Origin of the sequence: Micromonospora globbae, assembly GCF_003610785.1 — a bacterium.
GTDB classification, from domain to species: Bacteria; Actinomycetota; Actinomycetes; order Mycobacteriales; family Micromonosporaceae; genus Micromonospora; species Micromonospora globbae.
The window spans coordinates 1-19068 of record NZ_RAQQ01000029.1 but is presented as its reverse complement, the minus strand read 5'-3'; the positions used below and the strand labels follow the sequence as shown (position 1 = coordinate 19068).

At 73.9% G+C, this 19068-nt stretch carries 17 protein-coding genes; 6 read left to right on the top strand and 11 right to left on the bottom strand.

Annotated features, from left to right (window positions below; translation table 11 throughout):
* Positions 1 to 10: 10 nt before the first annotated feature.
* The 10 genes from D7I43_RS28550 to D7I43_RS28505 all read right to left on the bottom strand — a co-directional run bounded on the left by D7I43_RS28550 (position 11) and on the right by D7I43_RS28505 (position 10827).
* A complete protein-coding gene (locus tag D7I43_RS28550) occupies positions 11 to 850 on the bottom strand; it encodes a hypothetical protein (protein ID WP_158610172.1) in 840 nt (279 codons plus the stop codon).
* Between the two features lie 26 nt (positions 851 to 876).
* On the bottom strand, positions 877 to 2124 hold the full coding sequence (locus D7I43_RS28545; protein WP_120331688.1) for an MCE family protein: 1248 nt from the start codon (positions 2122 to 2124) through the stop codon (positions 877 to 879).
* On the bottom strand, positions 2121 to 3581 hold the full coding sequence (locus D7I43_RS28540; RefSeq protein ID WP_240033210.1) for an MCE family protein: 1461 nt from the start codon (positions 3579 to 3581) through the stop codon (positions 2121 to 2123). The genes D7I43_RS28545 and D7I43_RS28540 overlap by 4 nt, the downstream gene beginning before the upstream one ends.
* 74 nt (positions 3582 to 3655) lie before the next feature.
* A complete protein-coding gene (locus tag D7I43_RS28535) occupies positions 3656 to 4909 on the bottom strand; it encodes an MCE family protein (RefSeq protein ID WP_120331687.1) in 1254 nt (417 codons plus the stop codon).
* Positions 4909 to 5889 carry an MCE family protein gene (locus D7I43_RS28530; RefSeq protein ID WP_120331686.1) on the bottom strand — a complete coding sequence of 327 codons (981 nt, stop codon included), beginning with the start codon at positions 5887 to 5889 and terminating at the stop codon, positions 4909 to 4911. The genes D7I43_RS28535 and D7I43_RS28530 overlap by 1 nt, the downstream gene beginning before the upstream one ends.
* The gene (locus tag D7I43_RS28525; RefSeq protein WP_120331685.1) at positions 5886 to 6920 is read right to left on the bottom strand and encodes an MCE family protein; all 1035 of its coding nucleotides are present in this window, start codon (positions 6918 to 6920) and stop codon (positions 5886 to 5888) included. Before D7I43_RS28525 ends, D7I43_RS28530 begins: the two co-directional genes overlap by 4 nt.
* On the bottom strand, positions 6917 to 8242 hold the full coding sequence (locus D7I43_RS28520) for an MCE family protein (protein WP_120331684.1): 1326 nt from the start codon (positions 8240 to 8242) through the stop codon (positions 6917 to 6919). The genes D7I43_RS28525 and D7I43_RS28520 overlap by 4 nt, the downstream gene beginning before the upstream one ends.
* Before the next feature lie 2 nt (positions 8243 to 8244).
* A complete protein-coding gene (locus D7I43_RS28515) occupies positions 8245 to 9048 on the bottom strand; it encodes an ABC transporter permease (protein ID WP_120331683.1) in 804 nt (267 codons plus the stop codon).
* Between the two features lies 1 nt (position 9049).
* Entirely contained in the window at positions 9050 to 9820 is a 771-nt protein-coding gene (locus D7I43_RS28510) for an MlaE family ABC transporter permease (protein WP_120331682.1), read from the bottom strand.
* Positions 9817 to 10827 carry an ABC transporter ATP-binding protein gene (locus D7I43_RS28505; RefSeq protein WP_120331681.1) on the bottom strand — a complete coding sequence of 337 codons (1011 nt, stop codon included), beginning with the start codon at positions 10825 to 10827 and terminating at the stop codon, positions 9817 to 9819. Before D7I43_RS28505 ends, D7I43_RS28510 begins: the two co-directional genes overlap by 4 nt.
* A gap of 164 nt (positions 10828 to 10991) precedes the next feature.
* Here D7I43_RS28505 and shbA point away from each other — a divergent pair, with 164 nt between their 5' ends.
* From shbA to D7I43_RS28480, 4 genes are all read left to right on the top strand, one after another.
* On the top strand, positions 10992 to 11570 hold the full coding sequence (gene shbA / locus D7I43_RS28500; protein ID WP_120331680.1) for an RNA polymerase sigma factor ShbA: 579 nt from the start codon (positions 10992 to 10994) through the stop codon (positions 11568 to 11570).
* Positions 11567 to 12382: an anti-sigma-D factor RsdA gene (locus tag D7I43_RS28495; RefSeq protein ID WP_120331679.1), complete on the top strand. Its 816-nt coding sequence runs from the start codon at positions 11567 to 11569 to the stop codon at positions 12380 to 12382. Before shbA ends, D7I43_RS28495 begins: the two co-directional genes overlap by 4 nt.
* Positions 12383 to 12475: 93 nt before the next feature.
* Positions 12476 to 13243: an ABC transporter permease gene (locus tag D7I43_RS28490; protein ID WP_240033208.1), complete on the top strand. Its 768-nt coding sequence runs from the start codon at positions 12476 to 12478 to the stop codon at positions 13241 to 13243.
* 308 nt (positions 13244 to 13551) lie between these two features.
* Entirely contained in the window at positions 13552 to 13875 is a 324-nt protein-coding gene (locus D7I43_RS28480; RefSeq protein ID WP_120331678.1) for a TraR/DksA family transcriptional regulator, read from the top strand.
* A 67-nt stretch (positions 13876 to 13942) separates the two neighbouring features.
* Here the strand turns inward: D7I43_RS28480 and D7I43_RS28475 are convergent, their stop codons facing one another.
* On the bottom strand, positions 13943 to 14980 hold the full coding sequence (locus D7I43_RS28475) for an NlpC/P60 family protein (protein ID WP_147427313.1): 1038 nt from the start codon (positions 14978 to 14980) through the stop codon (positions 13943 to 13945).
* 156 nt (positions 14981 to 15136) lie between these two features.
* Here D7I43_RS28475 and D7I43_RS34195 point away from each other — a divergent pair, with 156 nt between their 5' ends.
* A complete protein-coding gene (locus D7I43_RS34195; protein WP_120331676.1) occupies positions 15137 to 18379 on the top strand; it encodes an AfsR/SARP family transcriptional regulator in 3243 nt (1080 codons plus the stop codon).
* Between the two features lie 60 nt (positions 18380 to 18439).
* On the top strand, positions 18440 to 18943 hold the full coding sequence (locus D7I43_RS28465; protein ID WP_120331675.1) for a hypothetical protein: 504 nt from the start codon (positions 18440 to 18442) through the stop codon (positions 18941 to 18943).
* Positions 18944 to 19068 lie beyond the last annotated feature (125 nt).

Below are 19068 nucleotides of genomic sequence, written 5' to 3'. Positions count from 1 at the left end.
CTCCTCCGCGTCAACCGACGAACTGCAGTTTTGCCACGAGCCAGTCACCGGAGTCACGGTCGCGGACCATGTCGAGTTGGATCCGGTAGTGCGACGGCCGGCCCTGTGGCGCCTTGACGTTCTTCACTGTGGCGTCGACGGCGACCAGCACCACCGCCCGCCGCCGGTCACCCGACACCAGCCCGGCGCGCAGCACGGTGCCCTGCGACTCCACCTTGTTCTCCACCACGGCGGTGCGCACCTGCGCCTGGCCGCGGGTGAACTCCTCCTTGAACTCACCGGTCGCGCCGGCGGTGATCCGCTGGAGGTCACGGTCGACGCTCGCCGCGCTCACCGAGACGAAGTTGACGCTCGCCTGTTTGGCGGCGGCGAGAGCGCCCTGCCGGGACTGCTCGGTCGCCCGTGCCGAGTACCAGCGATGCCCGTACACCCCGGCAGCGGCGAGGGTCGCGGCGAGCAGCACCAGCAGCAGGCCGGCGAGGGCGCGACGGCGACCGGAGCCGGCGCCCCGACGGCCGTCACCGGCGGTCCGCCCGGCCGGGGCAGGGTCGGTCGCGGCCTCGCCGTCGACGGCCGACACGTCCCGATCGGCCGCGGGTCCGCGGTCACCGTCGCCGACGGTCGGGTCCGGCAGGTCCTCGATCTCGGCCGGGTCCCCGACAACCGTCAGGTCACCGGCCTCCAGGGGGTCCTCCACCGGTTCCTGGTCGAGTCGCTCCAGCACATCCTCGATGCGTCCGGCCGGGACCGGAGGGGTCCGGGTGACGATCCGGCGCCGCACGGGCCGGCCGGGCGTGCCGGCCTTCGCCCCCTTGATCACTCTGAACGTCCGCTCCCTGCGGGTCGGCACGCCGTCACCTCCTTCGTCGTCGCCGGTCACGGTGTCACCCCGGCGAGCAGCAACTGCTTCCACGACTGGTCTCCGGCCGTGCGGTACTGCCCGCCGGTGCCGCCGAACTGCAGCGGTCGCCCGTCCGAGCCGAGCACCAGGCCGCTCGCGGGGTCGTACCCGACGACGGCGGCCGGCGACGGTCCAGCGGCACCGGATGCCGGAGAAGTTTTCGGGCCGCCCGGGCGGGGGGCGTTGCCGGCGCCGCGCACGCTTCCGCCGGCCGCTCGGTCCCGGTCGGTGCACCGCTTCTCGCCGTCGGAGTACACACAGGAGGGCGGGTCGTTGACGTTGAGCACCAGGCCGAGGTGGGCCGTGCCGTCGCCCGGGGTGACCGTGAAGCCGCCGGCCACGGCGATCGGATAGACCACGAGCAGCTGCTCGATGCCGGGCAGACGCCGGGCGGCGATCCCGCCCGTGGTCACGAGGTTGCCGAGCAGGGTGCCGACCGTCGGCTCCAGCCCGCGCAGCAACGCCCGCAGCTCCGCGCCGGCCGGCGGGCCCTCGGCGAGCAGCCGGCGCAGGTCCGGGTCGGCGGAGCGGACCGTGGCCGCGAGCGCTGCGAGGCCCGCCGACCAGCGGCGCAGGGCTTCGGTCGACTCGGCCTGGGTGGTCAGCACGGTACGCCCGTCGCGGATCAGAGCCAGTGTCTCGGGCAGCCGCGCGGCGGCGTCGGCGAGCAACGCGTCGCCGGCGTCGAGGATGCGGGCCAGGGCCTGCTCGTTGCCCTCGAACGCCGCGCCCAGTTCGCTGACGACCACGGTCAGGTCCTCTGGGTCCACTGAGCGCACCAGCGCGTCCAGGTTCGTCAGCAGCGTCTCCGGGGCGAGTGGAACGCCGGTGCGATCGGCCGGGATCACCGCACCGTCGGTGAGGTAGGGACCGCCGTCCCGGTCCGGGCGCAGGTCGACGTACTGCTCGCCGACGGCCGAGCGCTGCGTGACGACCGCCCGCAGCGCCACGGGGACCCGTACGCCGCGCTGGATGCGGAGGTCGGCCCGCACACCCCCGTCGCGCAGTTCCACGGCGGTGACGCGACCCACCGGCACGCCGCGGTAGGTGACCGGAGCATGGGGGAAGATGCCGCCGGCCCGGGCGAGGTCGAGGTGGACGAGGTACCCGGCGCCGAGCAGCCGGTCACCGAGCCCGACGTAGCGGACGCCCACGTACCCGATACCGAGCAGGCTCACCAGCACGAACACGAGGACCTGGAGCTTCGTGGTACGTCCGATCACGGCAGCAACCCTCCACCCAGCACGTCATCCAGATCACCGATCAGCCCGGTCACCGCGCCGGTCACCGGCAGCAGGCACTCGGCGGTCAGCACCGTCCCGGGGAGCAGTTCCGTCCCAGCCGGGAACGCGGTGCCGGGCGGCACCAGACCCTTGGGCAGGATCAACCCGCCGAGCGGCACCTCCGAGCCGGGTTTCAGCAGCTTGCAGCCCTTCGGCAGCAGGCAGTCGGTGGGCGGCGTCCAGGTGGACGGGAAGTGCTTCAGGTCGGGCAGACACCCGGTCAACGGCGGCACCTCGGGCGCGGGCTTCTCGTCGTCATCGGGGCCGTCGGGTCGTGGACGCGGGGCGGTCGGGCTCCCTCCGGACGGCGGCCGGCGGGAGCCGGGCGCGGACGGCCGCGCCGTCGCACGTTCCGGTGGCGGCCCCGCCACGACCAGGTTGGCCAGGATGGTGGCGGCGTCGAGGTCGGCGGTGATCGAGAGGTTCACGAAGTCGCCGACGATCGCGCCGGTGACGTTCGGCGGGAACGGGTACGACAGCATGAAGTCCAGCGACTTCGGCAGATCGTCCCCGGCACGCGCGAGCTGCTCCAGGATCGGTTGCAGCGCCCTCACGCCGGCCAGCGTGTCGTCCCGGCTGCGATTGACGACCCGGGTGCCGACGCGGCCCAGCTCACCGAGGGCGGTCAGCGCGGCGGTGAGCTGGGCGCGTTGGTCGGCCAGCACGGTCAGCCCCGGTGCGAGCGAGTCGAGCGCCTCGCCGACCACCTGCCGCTGCCGGGACAGGCGGTCGGTCAGCCGGTCGAGCGCCTCGATGGCACGCACCAGGTCGGCCTTCTGCCGTTCCAGGCCACCCACGAACGTGTCGAGCTGCCGCAGCGCGTCGCGGACGGCGGGTTCCCGCCCGTCCAGCGCCCCGGCCAACTCCTCGTTGATCGTCCGTAGCTGGGCCAGCCCACCGCCGTTGAGCAGCAGACCGAGGGCGGCGAGCACCTCCTCGACCTCGGCGCCGCGCTGTGTGCGCGACAGCGGGATGACGTCGCCGTCGGCGAGCCGACCGGACGCCCCGGTGGGCGGCGCGTCCACCGTCACGTACTTCTCGCCGAGCAGGCTGCTCTGGCGCACCGCCGCGGTGGCGTTGGCGGGCAGCCGCACCGCGCGGTCGATCCGCAGCCGGACCCGGGCGGTCCAGCCGGCCAGCCAGATCTTCTCCACGCTGCCCACGGTCACGTCGTCGACCTTGACGGCGGCCTGCGGCACCAGGTCGAGCACGTCGCTGAACTCGGCGGTGACGGTGTAGCCGGCGCCGGCCGGGGCGCCGCCGGGCAGCGGCAGGTCGGCCAGCTCCGGCAGGCCGCACCCGGCGGGCAGCAGCAGCGCCGCGAGTGCGCCGGTCAGCGCCCGCCGCACCCGGGCACCGACCGCACGCCGCCCTCCGTTCGCCGCCGCGCGGTTCACGCTGTCCCTCCCGGCGCGGGGGCGAGCCAGCCGTCGGTTCCCGGCGACGCGCCGTGCGAGCTTGCTCGTCGCGCTCACGACGCACCTCGCAGGATGCCGCCGAGGGTGAGATCACGGGTGATGCCGGGGCCGCCCGGCACCAGGTCGGGGCCGGCACCACCGGAGGAGGAGCTGACCGGAGGATTCGCCGGTGGTGTCGAGCCGGTCGACCTGGTGCCGGGCGGCAGCTTGAGGAGCCCGCGGAGCTGGTCGGTCATGGGAAGTCCGCGGGCGTGCAGGGTCTGGGCCAGCGCCCTGCAGGTCTCGGGCACCTCGGTGCCCGGGAGCTGGTCGACGATCAGGGAGCAGACGAAGCCGGCCGGGTCGTACGGGCCCATGACGTTGTCCCGGGTGTCCAACGTCCCCGAACGGGGGTTGTACGCCAGCGCGAGGTTGTTGAGGGCCAGCGGCGTCACGTCGAGGATGTCGATGACCGCCTTCTGCTGCCGTACGAGCACGCCGGTGACGTCGGCCAGCGCGGCGACGTTGCCGGTCAGCTCGTCGCGGTTGCTCCGGACGAACGCGGTGACGTCGGCCAGCGCGGCGGCGAGGTTGCGCAGGGCCGCGGCCAGTTCGTCCCGTTCCCCGGCGAGCTGCTCGGCCACGTCGGCGAGCTGCTGCTGGAAGCCCCGCACCTGCTGATCGCTGCGCGCGAGCGCAGTGGTGAACCGCTGCAGGTTGGCCACCGACCCGAACAGGTCCTGTCGTCCGTCGGAGAGCGTGTCGAGCGCTCGGGACAGCCCGTCCAGGGTCTCGTGAAGGTCGTCGCCGTTCCCGTCCAGGTTGGCCCGTCCGGCGGCGAGCAGGTCGGAGAGCGCGCCGTCCGCGTTCGCGCCCTGCGGGCCGAGCGCCCGGTTGAAGTCGTCGAGCGCCTGGTAGATCTCGTCGATCTCCATGGGGGCGGCGGTGCGGGTGACCGGGATCTCGGCGCCGTCGGGAAGCGCGGCGCCACCGGTGAACGCGGGCGTGAGCTGGACGTACCGGTCGCTCACGACGCTGGGCGGGACGATCACGGCCTGGGCGTCGGCGGGAACGGCCACCGCCGGGTCGTAGCGCATGGTCACCCGGACCACCCGCCCCTGCGGGGTGACGGCCTCCACCTCGCCGACCCGGACGCCGAGCACCCGCACGTCGGAGCCGGGGTAGACGCCCACGGCCCGGGTGAAGTAGGCGACCACCCGCCGCTGCGGTTCCTGCCGCTGCCACAGCACCGCGCCCACGGCGAGCGCGGTCACCAGCACGGTGGCGGCGGCCACCGGCCGGCGCCAGCCTCGGATCGGGTGCGGCATCAGCGTCCTCCCGTCGGCGCGTAGGGCTGCAACAGACCGCTGACGTACGAGTCGAACCAGCGGCCGTTGCCGACCACGTTGGCGAAGGCGGTGACGAACGGGGCCATCCGCTGGACGGTCCGCTCCAGCTCGTCGCGGTTGCGCTGCAGGACGGCCACCACGTCGCGCAGCTTGCGCAGCGCCGGTTCGAGCTGAGCGCGGTTGTCGGCCACCAGTCCGGACAGCTCCCGGGCCAGCTCGTCGGTGCCGACGAGCAGTCGGTGGATGGCGTCCCGGCGCCGGCTGACCTCGGCCAGCAGCGCCTCGCCGTCGGCGACCAGCTTGCGGAACTCCTCGTCGCGGGTGGCGAGCACGTCGGTGACCTGACGGGCGCGGCCGAGCAGGGACCGCAGCTCCGCGTCCCGCTCGGCGACCGTCCGCGACAGCCGGGAGAGCCCGGTCAGGGACGAGCGGACGCCGGCGGGGGTGTCGGCGAACGTGTCGGTGAGCGTGCGGAACGCGGTGGCCAGTTGGTCGGTGTCGACCCGGTCGAGGGTGTCGGCCAGCCCCGTGACCGCCTGCACCACGTCGAACGGAGCGGCCGTACGATCGAGCGGGATCTGCCCGCCCTCGGGCAGCCGGCCGGGTCCGGCCGGTGCCAGGGCCAGGTACTTCTGACCGAGCACGGTCTTGATGCGGATGGTGGCGGCGGTGTCCCGGCCGATCCGTACGCCGTCGTCGTCGACCCGGAACCGGACCCGCACGTACGGCTGCGACCCGCGAGCGAGTTCCACCGCCGTCACCGTGCCGACCCGTACGCCGGCCACCCGCACCTCGTTGCCGGTGGCGAGCCCGCTCGCGTCACGGAAGGCGGCCTGGTACGTCCGGCCGGTGAGCGCGGCCAGCCGGTCGAGCTGAAAGGCTCCCAGCAGGGCTGCCAGGACCACGGTCAGCCCGACCGCGCCGACGACGACGGGATTGCGTTCGCGGAAAGATCTCACCGGCTTCCTCCGGAGCTGCAGCGGGCGGCCGGGGCGCTGAAGGTCGCCGGGTTGAGTGGGGCGTGGCCGGCGACCGCCACCCGCCCGTCGAAGTCGCACAGGTAGAAGTTGAACCAGGAGCCGTACGAGGCGACCCGGGTGAGCGACTCGTACCGCTCCGGCAACCGGCCGAGGGTGCCGTCGATGACGGCGGCGTTGCGGTCGAGGGTGTCGGCGAGTTCGCCCAGTGCCCGTACGTCGGCGGCGAGCGGGGGTCGAGCGTCCTGGAGCAGCCCGGCCGTCACGTCGGTGAGTTCGCCGAGGTTGGTCAGCGCGTCGCCGATGGCGGTGCGGTCCGCGGCGAGACCCGAGACGAACTGCTGCACCTGACTGATCGTCCGGTCGAGCTCGGCGTCCCGGCCGGCGAGGGTGGTGAGCACCTGGTTGAGGTTGGTGATCACGCGGCCGATGACGGCGTCCCGGTCGGCGAGGGTGTTGGTCAGCGAGGCGGTGCGTTGCAGCAGGCTCGACACGGTCCCGCCCTCGCCCTGGAACACCTGGATGATCTCGTAGGCGAGCTTGTTGACGTCGTCCGGGTCCAGCGCGGTGAACAGCGGCCGGAACCCGTTGAACAGTGTGGTGAGGTCGAGCGCCGGAGTGGTCTGGGCGAGCGGGATCAGGCCCTCGGCGGGCAGCGGCCGGCCGTCCCCCGGCCCCTCGGTCAGCGCGAGGTAGCGCTGGCCCACCAGGTTCCGGTAGCGGATCTTGGCACGGACGCTGGTGGCCACCGGCAGGTCGGCGCTGACCGTGAAGGCCACCTCGGCGACGCTGTCGTCGACCACGCGGATGTCGGTGACCTTGCCTACCCGCACCCCCGCGACCCGGACGTCGTCGCCGGGAAGCAGGCCGGTGACGTCGGTGAACCGGGCCCGATAGGTGACGCCGCCGGCGGGGAACGCGCCGAGGGTCTGTGCCAGCAGCCCGGTCAGCAGCACCGTGACGGTGGCGAAGATCAGCAGCTTCACCAGCGGGGCGACGGTCTTCCCGGTCATCGGGCGTTCACCACCCCTCCGCGCAGCAGCGGCCCCCACAGCAGGACCGCGACGTCCGGCACCTCCTCCGGCAGAAGGCCGGTGAGCGCGCCGACGAGCGGCTTGACCAGGGCCTGCTCCTCGTCGGTGCCGGCCCGGCCCATCTCGACGGGCAGGCTGCCGTCGGCGGGCAGGTCGGGCCGCGCGGCAGCGGATTGCTTCGCGGGCTCCCGGGTCGGCACACCGACGTGCAGCAGCGGGTGCGGCCGGTCGCCCGAGTAGTCGTAACCGTCGGTGACCGGCACTTCCGGCGCGGGTACCGGCGGGTGCGGCAGACCGTGGCACTGGGGCCCGTTCCGCGCGCCGTACACGGGCTCGTCCCGGCCCGGCTCGTACGGCCCGCCGTCGCGTGTCACCTCGAGCGTGATGTGCATCCGCCCGCCCGCGAAGACCTCCTCCACCCGTGGCTGCAGCGCGACGAGTCCGTCGACCAGGCACGGGTACTCGGGGGCGTACGTGGCGAGCAGCTCCAGCACCGGCCGGCTGACCGCGCCGAGCCGGATGAGCTGGTCGCCGTGCCGGTCGAGGAAGCCCTCGGCGACCTCGGCCGTTCCGGTCGTGTCGGCGAGGAACGCGGCGAGCTGGGTGCGCTGGTCGGTGACGGTCGTGGCGGTGACGGTGACGTCGCGCAGCAGGGCGAGCAGGTCCGGCAGCGCGGCGTCGTAGCTGTCCAGCACAGTGGCGAGCTTCCGTACGTCCTCGGTGATCGTGGGCATCGCCGGGTTGAGTTCCCGCAGGTAGGCGCCCAGCCGCTCGACGGTCGCGCCGAGCTGCTCGCCGCGTCCCTCGAGCGCGGTGGCGAGCGCGGCGAGCGTGGCGGCGAGCTGGTCGGGGCGGATCGACTGCAGCAGCGGCAGCGCCTCGTCCAGCACCCGCTCCAGCTCCACCGCGGTGCGGCTGCGGTCCTGGCCGATGACCGAGCCGTCGCGGATCGGTCCGGCGTCCGTGCCGGCCGGCGGGACCAGCTCCACGTAGCGCTCGCCGAAGAGAGTCTTGGGCAGCAGGCGGGCGGTCACGTCGGCCGGGATCCGGCCGGTGCGGGCCGGGTCGAGCGCGAGCCGTAGCACGGCGCCCTGGCCGGTGCCGCGCACCGAACGCACCTCGCCGACGAGCACGCCGCGTACCTTCACGTCGGCGCCCTCCGTGAGCTGGAGGCCAGCGCGGTCGGCGTGCAGGGTGACCCAGGCGACGGGGGTGAATGCCTTGCGGTACTGCAGCACCGAGGCGGTCAGCGCCGCGGTCAGCACGGCGATGAACACGATGCCGAGGACACGATGTCTCATGCTCACCCCGCGATCCGGACGGTGGTGGTGGCGCCCCAGATGGCCAGGGACAGGAAGAAGTCGACGACGTTGACCGCCACGATGGCCAGCCGGACCGCCCGCCCGACGGCGACGCCGACGCCGGCCGGGCCGCCACTCGCGGTGTAGCCGTACCAGCAGTGCACGAGCACGACGATCACGCTGAACACCAGCACCTTGCCGAACGACCAGAGGACGTCACCGGGCGGCAGGAAGAGGTGGAAGTAGTAGTCGTACGTGCCGGCGGACTGTCCGAAGTAGAAGACGGCGATGGTGCGGGTGGCCAGGTAGCTGGCGAGCAGGCCCACCACGTACAGCGGGATGACGGCGATGAAGCCGGCGATCATCCGGGTGGTGACGAGGAACGGCAGCGACGGCACGCCCATCACCTCGAGGGCGTCCACCTCCTCGGAGATCCGCATGGCGCCGAGCTGTGCGGTGAACCCGCAGCCGACGGTGGCCGACAGGGCCAGCGCCGCCACCAGCGGCGAGATCTCCCGGGTGTTGAAGTACGCGGAGACGAATCCGGTGAACGCGCTGCTGCCGAGCTGGTGGAGCGCCTGGTAGCCCTGCAATCCCACCTCGGTGCCGGTGAAGAAGGTGAGGAAGCAGATCACCCCGACGGTGCCGCCGAGCACCGCGAGGGCGCCCCTGCCGAAGCTGATCTCCGCGAGCAGCCGTACCACCTCGCGCTTGTAGCGGCGCAGCGTGCGCGGGCTCCAGGCGAACGCCCGCAGGTAGAAGGCGAGCTGCCCGCCCAGCCCGTCGAGGAGTCGCAGCAGCGCCACGTCAGCTTCCCTTCTGCGGTACGACCTGGAAGTACACGGCCGTGACGAGGAAGTTCAGCGCGAACAGCAGCATGAACGTGATGACCACGCTCTGGTTCACCGCGTCGCCGACGCCCTTCGGCCCACCCTTCGCGGTCATCCCCTTGTACGAGGCGACCAGCGCCGCCGCGGCACCGAACAGCAGCGCCTTCACCTCGCCGACCACCAGGTCCGGCAGCTGGCCGAGCGCCTGGAAGCTCGCCAGGTACGCGCCCGGTGTGCCGCCCTGCAACAGCACGTTGAAGGCGTACCCGCCGCTGACGCCGACGACGCTCACCAGCCCGTTGAGCAGTACGGCAACCAGCATCGAGGCGAGCACCCGGGGCACCACCAGCCGGTGGATCGGGTCGATGCCGAGGACCTGCATGGCGTCCAGCTCCTCGCGGATCTTCCGAGCGCCCAGGTCGGCGCAGATCGCCGAGCCGCCCGCCCCGGCGATGACCAGCGCGGTGACGATCGGCCCGGCCTCCCGGACGACGGCGAGGACCGAGGCGGCGCCGGTGAACGACTGCGCGCCGAGCTGCCGCACCAGGGAGCCGAGTTGCAGCGCGATGACCGCCCCGAACGGGATCGACACCAGCGCGGCGGGCAGGATGGACACCGAGCTGATGAACCAGGCCTGCTGCACGAACTCCCGTACCTGCACGGGCCTGCGGCCGAGCCCACGCAGGGTGTCCAGGCAGAACGCGAAGAACTCGCCGGACCGGCGGACGACGTCGACCGCGGTGCTCACCGGGCCCCACCTCCCGTACCGGCCGGCCCACCCGCGGGCTCGGGCTCGCGTGCGCGGGGCGACGCCCCCGCCCCGTCCGCGAACGAGCCGGGTGGCGGCGTGACCCCGTGCTCACGGCACCACTGCCCCGGCGGTCGTTCGGCCCGGCGCGGCCGCCCGTCGGACGGCGGTAGCTGGAGCGGGATCGGCGGCAGCGGGGGCAGCTCGGCCCCGGACTGCGCCTCCGCCGCCAGCTCCTCGGCGTCCTTCTCCTCGGCCATGCCGATCGGACCGATCCGCTGTGCGTTGAGGAACTGCCGCACGACCGGTTCGGTGCTGGAGAGCAGCATCTCCCGGGGCCCGAACATGGCCAGGTGACCGTGGTAGATCAGACCGATGTTGTCGGGCACGGTGCGGGCCGTGTTGATGTCGTGGGTGACGATCAGGAACGTCGCCTCGGTCCGTTGGTTGAGATCGATGATCAGCTGGTTGAGGTACGCCGTACGCACCGGGTCCAGCCCGGAGTCGGGCTCGTCGAAGAGGATGATCTGCGGGTCGAGGACGAGCGCCCGGGCCAGGCCGGCCCGCTTCCGCATGCCGCCCGAGATCTCCCCGGGCAGCTTCCGCTCGGCGCCGATCAGACCGACCATGTCCAGCTTCTCGGTGACCACGGCGCGGATCTCCGCCTCCGTCTTGCGGGTGTGCTCGCGCAGCGGGAAGGCGACGTTGTCGTAGATGGTCATCGAGCCGAACAGCGCGCCGTCCTGGAACAGCACGCCGAACAGCTTGCGGACCTCGTAGAGGGCGCGCTCGGAGAGCCGGGGCAGGTCGAGCCCCTCGATGAGGATCGAGCCACGGTCGGGGCGCAGCAGCCCGACCAGGGTCTTGAGGAACACCGACTTGCCGGTGCCGGAGGGGCCGAGCAGCACCGAGATCTCACCGGCCGGCAGGGTGAGGCTGACGTCGGACCAGACGGGCTGGCCATTGAAGGACTTGGTGAGCCCCCGCACGGCCACCTCGACGCCCATGGTCGCCTCCTCCCGTCGCTACTGGTGACATCGCGGCGGACCGTCCGGACGCAACACACTTCTTTCCGACACCGCGACGTCACCGACCGTGCGCTAGGCAAATCGGCAGGCGGCTCGATAGCGTGCCCGTTAACCGGCCGGTAACGAAGGTGCCCCCCGACGCGATGACGACCACCATCGAGCCCCAACTCGTCCACCGGGCCGCCCAGGGTGACCGGGCGGCCACCGCGACGCTGCTCGCCGACATCCGTTCCGGCCTGGTGCGCTACTGCCGCGCACGGCTGGGCCGCGTCGGCGGGGCGTACACCACGGCCGACGACGTGGCCCAGGAGATCTGCCTCGCCGTCCTGCGGGCACTGCCCCGCTACCGGGAGCAGGGCGTGCCGTTCTCCGCGTTCGTCTACGCCATCGCCGGGCACAAGGTGGCCGACGCGCAGCGGGCGGCGGTCCGCGCGGCCTCGGTCACCACCACGGAGCCGCCGCCGGAGACCGCGGACTCGGAACCGGGGCCGGAGCAGCGGGCCGTGGCCACCGACCTGGCCCGCCGGCTCTCGGACCTACTGGACCAGCTGCCCGAGACACAGCGGGAGATCGTGGTCCTCCGGGTGGCGGTCGGTCTTCCGGCCGAGGAGGTCGGCGCGATCGTCGGCATGTCCGCCGCCGCGGTCCGGGTGGCCCAGTCCCGCGCGCTCGCCCGCCTCCGTACGCTGGCGGGCGACACACTCGGCGAGGTGGCGGCATGACGGAGCGGCAGCACCGCGAGGGCGGTGAGGAGCTGGACCTGGCGACGATCGCCCGGGACGACGCGCTCCTCGACGCCCTCGGCCGCGGCGAGCCCCCGCCGGCCGGCGACCAGGTCGCCGCGATGCTGGCCGCCTGGCGCACGGACGTCGACAGCGACGCCGAGAAGCGGCTGATCCGCGCGGGGGCGGAGGCGGCCGCCCCGCTGCCCGCCATCGGTGCGGCGCCGGTCGGTCGGGGAGCGCTGCGCGTCGCCGCCGCCGTCATCGCACTGCTCGCGGTCGCCACCGGGCTCGGCCTGGGCAGCCGGAACGCCGGACCCTCCAGCCCACTGTGGTCGTTGACCCGCGTGCTCTACCCCGAGCAGGCGCAGGTGCGCGGCGTGGAGAACACGCTGGCCCAGGCCCGCACGGCCGTTGCGGAGGGCCGCCTCGACGAGGCGCGCGCGCTGCTCGTCCAGGCCCGTCGGGACCTCGCCGGCGTGGACGATCCGGCCGTCGCCGCCCGGCTGCGCGCCGAACTCGACGCGCTGGAGCGCGACCTGGTCGCGGCCGTACCCGCTCTCCCGCGCACTCCGGCCAGTGACCCCGCTCCGGGCTCCTCGGCGCCGACCGCCCCCGCACCCGACCCCACCGGAACCGCCCCGGCACCACCTGCCCCGTCCGGGCCACCGCCGGCACCGTCGTCGTCCACGCCCGGATCACCGCACATCCTGCCTCTCCCGTCGCTTCCCCTGCATCCGAGCGGCCTGCCGTCCCTGCCGCTGCCGTCCCTTCCCACGCTGCCGTTGCCCACCGGCCTCTCCGTCGGCTGACCCCCGCGCGCGGGTGGCGCCACCACCTACGCCGGCCGGGTCACGCCGCACCCACCCGTGCAGTGCCGCTCGGCGGCCGGAAGACTCGTGCCCATGTCCTCGACGATGCTGGTGCTCGGGCCGAAGCTCTGGGTGGCGCTCGCCGCGCTGACCGCCACCGCGGCGGCCGTGGCGAGGATCGGCCGGCTCGGGCACGGACGCCAGATCGTGGTCGCCGCCGTCCGCGCGGCCGCCCAACTGACCGCCGTGTCGCTGCTCATCGCCGCGATCGTGGCCTCCCTCCCGGCGACGGCCGGTTTCGTCGTGCTCATGTGCGCGGTCGCGTCCGGCACCGCGGCCCGCCGGATCACGAGCGGTACGAGAGGCTGGTGGGCGGCGGTCCCGATCGTCGCGGGGAGTCTCGCCGTGGTGGCGGCGCTGCTGGCCGCCGGCCTCGTCCCCCTGCGCGGGATAGCGATCATCCCGGTGGCGGGCATCCTGATCGGCGGGGCGATGACCGCCACCTCGCTGGCCGGGCGCCGGGCGCTCGACGAGGTGACCGGCCGGCGGGGCGAGGTGGAGGCGGCCCTCGCGCTCGGACTGTCGCCCCGGGACGCGGTGCTGCTGGTGTGCCGCGACGCGGCCGCTCAGGCGCTGATCCCGGCGCTGGACCAGACCCGTACGGTCGGGCTCGTGACCCTGCCGGGAGCGTTCGTCGGGGTCCTGCTGGGCGGTGCGAGCCCCGTCGAGGCCGGGGTGACCCAGCTGTTCGTCCTCGTCGGGCTGCTCGCCGTGGAGGCCGTCGCCGTCGTGATCACCGTCGAGCTGGTGGCCCGGGGCCGGCTGCGTCCGGCCGAGCCGATCCCGGCCCTGGCCGGGTGATACCGCCGAAGCCGGTTGGCATTCTCGCGGCGGCCACCTATGGTGGTCGGATGCCACCGGTCCGTGAGGATGCCGCAACCGTCACGCTGCTGACGGTGATGCCGGCTGCCCACCGGCCGGTCCGGGCCGCGCTGCCGGGGGGCCGCTGCGCCGGTGCGCGCATCGTGCCCACCCCGGTCACCCAGGGGCTGCCGAGCCCCGTTCCGGGTCGTGGCCCACCGGCGAATCCGTCACATCACGCAACGGACGCCAGGGGCGAAGCTTCACAGCTTCGGCCCTTTTTCGTTATCCGGACAAGGAGAACCATCATGAGCACCGGCACCCACCGACGGGCCGACCAGGACCGGCTCGACAACCTGCACGCGTCCCTCAGCCAGGAGTTCGAGGTCCAGACGGCGAGACTGACCGAACTCACCGCGGACACCGGCGACCCCAACCAGGCCCACACCCAGTCGGCCCTCATCGCCGCGACCCGGCAGAGCCTGGAGCAGATCTCCGGCGCGCTGCGGCGGATCGCCGAGGGCACCTACGGCGTCTGCGAGCGCTGCCAGGGTGACATCCCGACCGAGCGGCTGGAGATCCTGCCGCACGCCCGGTTCTGCGTGCCGTGCCAGCAGAAGCAGAAGGGTTGAGCCGGAACGACGGGTGGAGCCGGCGTGGCCGGGGTCCACGGGGACCCCGGCCACTCGTGGGAGCCGGTCAGAGGACCGGGCTGCCGTAGACGTAGTGCGGGCCGAACGCGAACAGACCGTCGTTGTTCTCGTCCCAGTTCAGGAACCCGTCCACGGTGACGGTTCCGCTGGTCGGGCGGGTCGCGGAGAACGAGCAGCCGCGTACGCCCGAGGCCGCCGCGTTGATGTCACCGCCGACCCAGCACTCCCATTCCTTCTTGGTGATGTCGTCCACCTGCAACTGCGGATGGATCCCGAAGCCGTCGAACTTGGTGCCGACGGTGACTGTGCTGTCGTCGTCGGTGCCCGAGTACGGTCGCCAGGAGACGGCGATCCACCCGGTCAACGTGGTGGACGACTCCGCCCGGATGCAGCTGTGGTAGCTCATCTCGACGTTGCGGTAGCCGGTGAGCCGGAACAGCGGCAGCGTCCGTGAGTTGCAGGCCGGGGCGGAGATTCCCGGGTTGGGCACCTCGGTGCCCGCGACCTGGTTGAACGACTCGTTACGCGAGTCGGCCGCGCCGTCGCCGTCGCCGTACTTGTAGGCGGTCATGTGGGAGAACTCCGACAGCGCCGCCTCACGGTGGTTCATGTCCTCCGCCGTGCTCGCCTGTTCGAAGATCCACAACCGGGTCTTCTCGGCGTTGGCCCACTTCTCGAAGAGCACCGCGTGCCCATCGGTGCCAGCGCCGTCCCACATCATCATGTCGCCCTCTTGCATGTTCGCCTTCGAGATGGGGGTGGAGATGTCGTCGAGGGTGTCGGTGGTCCGGCTGCTGGACAGCCGCCAGGCCATCGAGATGAACCCGGAACAGTCGGTGCGGTAGCGGACGCCCTCGACGTCGGTGGCCGAGGCTTCCTGGTCGTAGGGAATCCGGCGCTGCCACCAGTCGTACGCCCGGACGATGATCTCCGCGCGGCTGATCCGGGTGCCGCGCGGCTCGGCCGCCTGGGCCGGCGCGGCCATGGTGACCGTCACGCCGATCGACGTCAGGGCGAGCAGCGCGGCGAGGACGGCGCGGCGCCGGAGGTGGCCGCGCCGTCCCCTGTGGAGCATTCGGTGCATGTCGTCGCCTTCCTGGAGGGGGTTTCCGGAAGGACGATGCGGGCGGACTGTTGCGGTGGTGTGCGACCGGTTGTTTAGATCTTCCCACGCTGGTCCCCTGCCTGCGACGACGTCGATCAACTGGTTGGGCATCGACGACCGTGCCAGGATTGGCGCGTGGAGTTTCGGATCCTCGGTCCGGTGGAGGTGTGGAACGACCGGACCCGGCTCCCGCTGTCGGGCACCAAACCGAGGACGGTGCTCGCCGCCCTGGCGGTAGCCGCGAACAGGCCGGTCCCCGCCGCCCGTCTGATCGACCTGACCTGGGGCACCCACCCGGCGCCCACCGCCCGGCGGGTGCTGCACCAGTACCTGTCGCTGCTGCGCCGGTCCCTCCCCGCCGGTGTCATCGTCCGCCGGCCGGCCGGCTACGTGCTCCAGGTGCCCGGCGAGACCGTCGACGCGGTGCGGTTCGGGTCGCTCACGTCCGCGGGCCGGGCGGCGCTGGACGCGGGCGACGCGGCGGTGGCCGCCGCGCTCCTGGACGAGGCGCTCGGCCTGTGGCGGGGACCGGCGCTGGCCGACGTCACCGAGGAGCTGGCCGCGGCCGAGGGCCCGGCCCTGGAGGAGTTGCGCGCCGCGGCGCGGGCCGCGCGCATCGAGGCGGACCTGGCGCTCGGCCGGCACGTCCACCTGCTCCCCGAGCTCAACCGTCTGGCCGCCGAACGGCCGCTCGACGAACGGTTGCAGGCCCAGCTCATGCTCGCCCTGCACCGGGCGGACCGGCGCGCCGACGCGCTCGACGTGTTCACGCGCGGGCGCCGGCTGCTGCGTACCGAGTTGGGCATCGAGCCCGGCGTGACACTGCAGCGTCTGCACCAGCGGATCCTCGCGGGCGATCCCGCGCTGGCCGCCCCGCCGGCGCCCGTGACGGCGGCCGCGCCACCGGCCGCCGCGCCGGAGCCGGTGACCGCGCCCCCGGTCCCGCCGGGTCCGGCGCCCCGGCCCCGGCAACTGCCCGCCGTCGGTCAGCACTTCGTGGGCCGGGAACGGGAACTCGCCCGCATCGCGCGCCTGTTGACCGGCCCGGCGTCCGGCCCGGCGATCGCCGTGATCTCCGGCATGGCCGGAGCCGGGAAGACGACGCTGGCCGTACGGGCGGCCCGCGCGGCCGCGGACGCCTTCCCCGACGGGCAGCTCTACGTGCACCTGCACGGCTACGGCGCCGATCCGGAGCTGACGGCGCGCGACGCGCTCGGCCACCTGCTCGCCGGCGTCGGCGTGCCGGCCCGCCAGGTGCCACCCGACGTGGAGCAGGCCGCCGCGCTCTTCCGCTCCCTCACCGCGGACCTGCGCCTGCTCGTGCTCCTCGACGACGCCCGCACCGCCGAACAGGTGCGGCCGTTGCTCCCGGGCGGGCCGCACACGCGCGTCCTCGTCACCAGCCGGGAGCGGCTGCTCGGCCTGGTCGTGCGCGAGGGCGCCGAGCGCGTCGAGATCGACGCCCTCGACGAGACCGACGCCGTCGAACTGATCGGCCGGATCGCGGGCCCCGAGCGGGTCGCCGCCGAGCCGGACGCGGCCCGCGCCCTCGCCCGCCGCTGCGGGCTGCTGCCCCTGGCGCTGCGCATCGCCGCCGTCGACCTGCCCGCCGCCGCGCGTCCGGTCGCCGCCCGCGCCGACCAGCTCGCCGGCGAGTCGCGGTTGCCGCTGCTGCACACGAGCGACGACAGCGCCAGCGGCGTGACCGCGGTGTTCCACCACTCGTACAGCCGGCTGGCGCCACCCGTCCAGCGCGTGTTCCGGTTCCTCGGGCTGCTCCCGGTGAGCGAGTTCGACCGCTCCCTGGCGGTCGCGCTGACCGGTCGGCCGGCCGGCGAGGTCGAGCCGCTGCTGCTCCGCCTGGTCGACGCGCACCTGCTCACCGTCGGCCCCGGCGGGCGTCTCGTGCTGCACGACCTGCTGCACGAGTACGCCGCGAACCTCACCGCCGAGCGCGACCCCGCCTGCGAGCGGGAGGCGGCGGTCCGGCGCGTCCACCGCTGGTACCTCGACCGGGTGTGGGCCGCCAGCCGGCTCCTGGCACCCCAGTTGCTCCGCGTCGACACCGACGACCCGCCGCCGGTGTTCGCCGGTCCGGCCGAGGCGGTCGAATGGTTGGACGGCGAGTACGACCACCTGCGCTCGCTGGCCCTCACGGCGGCCGACCGGGGCGCGCCCGACCTGGCCTGGCGGCTGGCCCTCGGGCTCCGGGTCAAGTTCCTGGCCACGCGGGACATCGCCGGATGGCTGGCGGTGACCCGGGCCGGGCTGCGGGCCGCCGAGGCGGAGGGGCAGGTCAGGGCCGTCGCGGCGCTGCGGCTGAGCCTCGCCATCGCACACGTGCTCCAGGGCCATCCCGGCGAGGCCATCGCGCACGCGGCCCGGAGCCGGCGGCTCAGCCGCCGCATCGGGTGGGCGGAGGGCGACCTCTCCGCCCGCTCGCTGATCGCCGTGCAGCTGTCCCGTACGGGCCGGACCCGCGCCGCGGAACGCCAGCTGGCGCAGACGCTCGCCGCGTACGGCGGCCGGGACACCGCCCAGGTGGCGGTGGCGTTCAACAACCTCGGCGTCATCCGGCTGCTCACCGGGCGGCTGGAGGCCGCGGAGGCCGACCTGGAGGCGGCGTTGCGGCGGCACGAGCGTGCCGGGGCGAGGCGCGGGGCCGCCTCCGCGCGCATCAACCTCGGCGTGCTGAGCCTGTACCGGGGTCGCCTGGAGCAGGCGCACGGGCAGTTGAGCCAGGCCGCCGCCCGGTACGAGGAGCTGGGTGACGTGGAGGGCCGGGCGGCGGCGGCCGGGCACCTCGCGCTGGTCCGCCTGTACCAGGGCGACCTGACCGGCGCCGTGCGCACGGCCGTCGCCGGTCTGGCCGCCCTGCGTACGGTGACCGATCCGTTCGCGCAGGCCCTGGTGCTGCACAGCCTCGGCACCGTACGCCTCGAACTCGGTCACCGGCGGCTCGCGGTGCTGCACTTCCGGCGTGCGCGGCACCTGTCCGAACGGGCGGAGGCGGCGCAGGGACGCGCGCTCGCCCTGCTCGGCCTCGGCCGGGCGTACCTGGCCGCCGGCGACGCGGAGCGCGCGCGGGGCAGCGCCGCCGAGGCCGCGACGCTCGCCCGCGCGTGCGGCTACCGGCCCTACGAGGGGATGGCCGTGACGGTGCTCGCGGAGGTGGCCCTCCGTCTCGGGGACCGCGCGGCCGCCGCCCGGCTCGCCCGGGGCGCCGCCGACCTGCTCGACCGCCTCGGCTGCCGTCTGGAGCAGGCTCGCGCCCTCGTCGTGCTGGGCGCGGCGACCGGCGAGGACACGTGGACCCCGCTGATCGAGGCGCTGCTGCGGGAGGCCCATCCGCGTTTCCGCCACCGCGTCGCCGGTTGACCGTCCCGGCCAAACACCGCCGCGAACGCGGGCCAAACAGTCCCGCCGCACCCTCGTGCCATGACCGACCGAAGGATCATCACCGCTTCCCTCGCCACCGTGCTGGCGGGCCTGCTGGCGTTCACCGCGGCCGGGACCGCCCCGGCCGCCGCGGCCCCGGTTCCCACCGTCGGGGCCACCGCCGCGACGGCTCCGGTCCCCGGCTCCGCGCCCGGCGCCGCCGCGGCCGCCGCCGTGGACTACGAGATCGACTTCACCACCCCCGGAACGCCGCCGGACGACGTCGTCTGCGGCGACTTCGACTGGACGAACAGCGCGCTCGCCTGCTGGGAACCGTACGGCGACGTGGTCTGGGTGCTCAGCTACGGCTCCCAGGCCGTCGGCTGGTGGTGGAACTACCGCGGCGGCGCGCTCTACCGGCAGGGCAAGTGCGTCAACAACCACGGCGACTGGGGCTACTGCAACAAGAACATGTACGAGGGGAGCGAGGTGCGCTTCCGGGCCTGCACGAGCGCCGACCAGGTCGACCGGGAGTGCTCGGCGATCGTCCGGACCACCACCTGACCGCCCGACGTCGTCAGCAGCGGGGCACGCCCGGGATGTATCCGCTGTGCCCGGTCAGGACGTACGCGTCGGAGACCCAGCGGTTGGTGCCGATGCGGTTCCAGACGGTGCTGGTGCCGTACGGG

Bases quoted from the DNA above. Each gene is read 5' to 3' on its own strand.
- D7I43_RS28535 (WP_120331687.1), bottom strand. From the start codon at position 4,909: ATGCCGCACCCGATCCGAGGCTGGCGCCGGCCGGTGGCCGCCGCCACC.
- D7I43_RS28525 (WP_120331685.1), bottom strand. From the start codon at position 6,920: ATGACCGGGAAGACCGTCGCCCCGCTGGTGAAGCTGCTGATCTTCGCC.
- D7I43_RS28520 (WP_120331684.1), bottom strand. From the start codon at position 8,242: ATGAGACATCGTGTCCTCGGCATCGTGTTCATCGCCGTGCTGACCGCG.
- D7I43_RS28505 (WP_120331681.1), bottom strand. From the start codon at position 10,827: ATGGGCGTCGAGGTGGCCGTGCGGGGGCTCACCAAGTCCTTCAATGGC.
- shbA (WP_120331680.1), top strand. From the start codon at position 10,992: ATGACGACCACCATCGAGCCCCAACTCGTCCACCGGGCCGCCCAGGGT.
- D7I43_RS28495 (WP_120331679.1), top strand. From the start codon at position 11,567: ATGACGGAGCGGCAGCACCGCGAGGGCGGTGAGGAGCTGGACCTGGCG.
- D7I43_RS28490 (WP_240033208.1), top strand. From the start codon at position 12,476: ATGTCCTCGACGATGCTGGTGCTCGGGCCGAAGCTCTGGGTGGCGCTC.
- D7I43_RS28480 (WP_120331678.1), top strand. From the start codon at position 13,552: ATGAGCACCGGCACCCACCGACGGGCCGACCAGGACCGGCTCGACAAC.
- D7I43_RS28475 (WP_147427313.1), bottom strand. From the start codon at position 14,980: ATGCACCGAATGCTCCACAGGGGACGGCGCGGCCACCTCCGGCGCCGC.
- D7I43_RS28465 (WP_120331675.1), top strand. From the start codon at position 18,440: ATGACCGACCGAAGGATCATCACCGCTTCCCTCGCCACCGTGCTGGCG.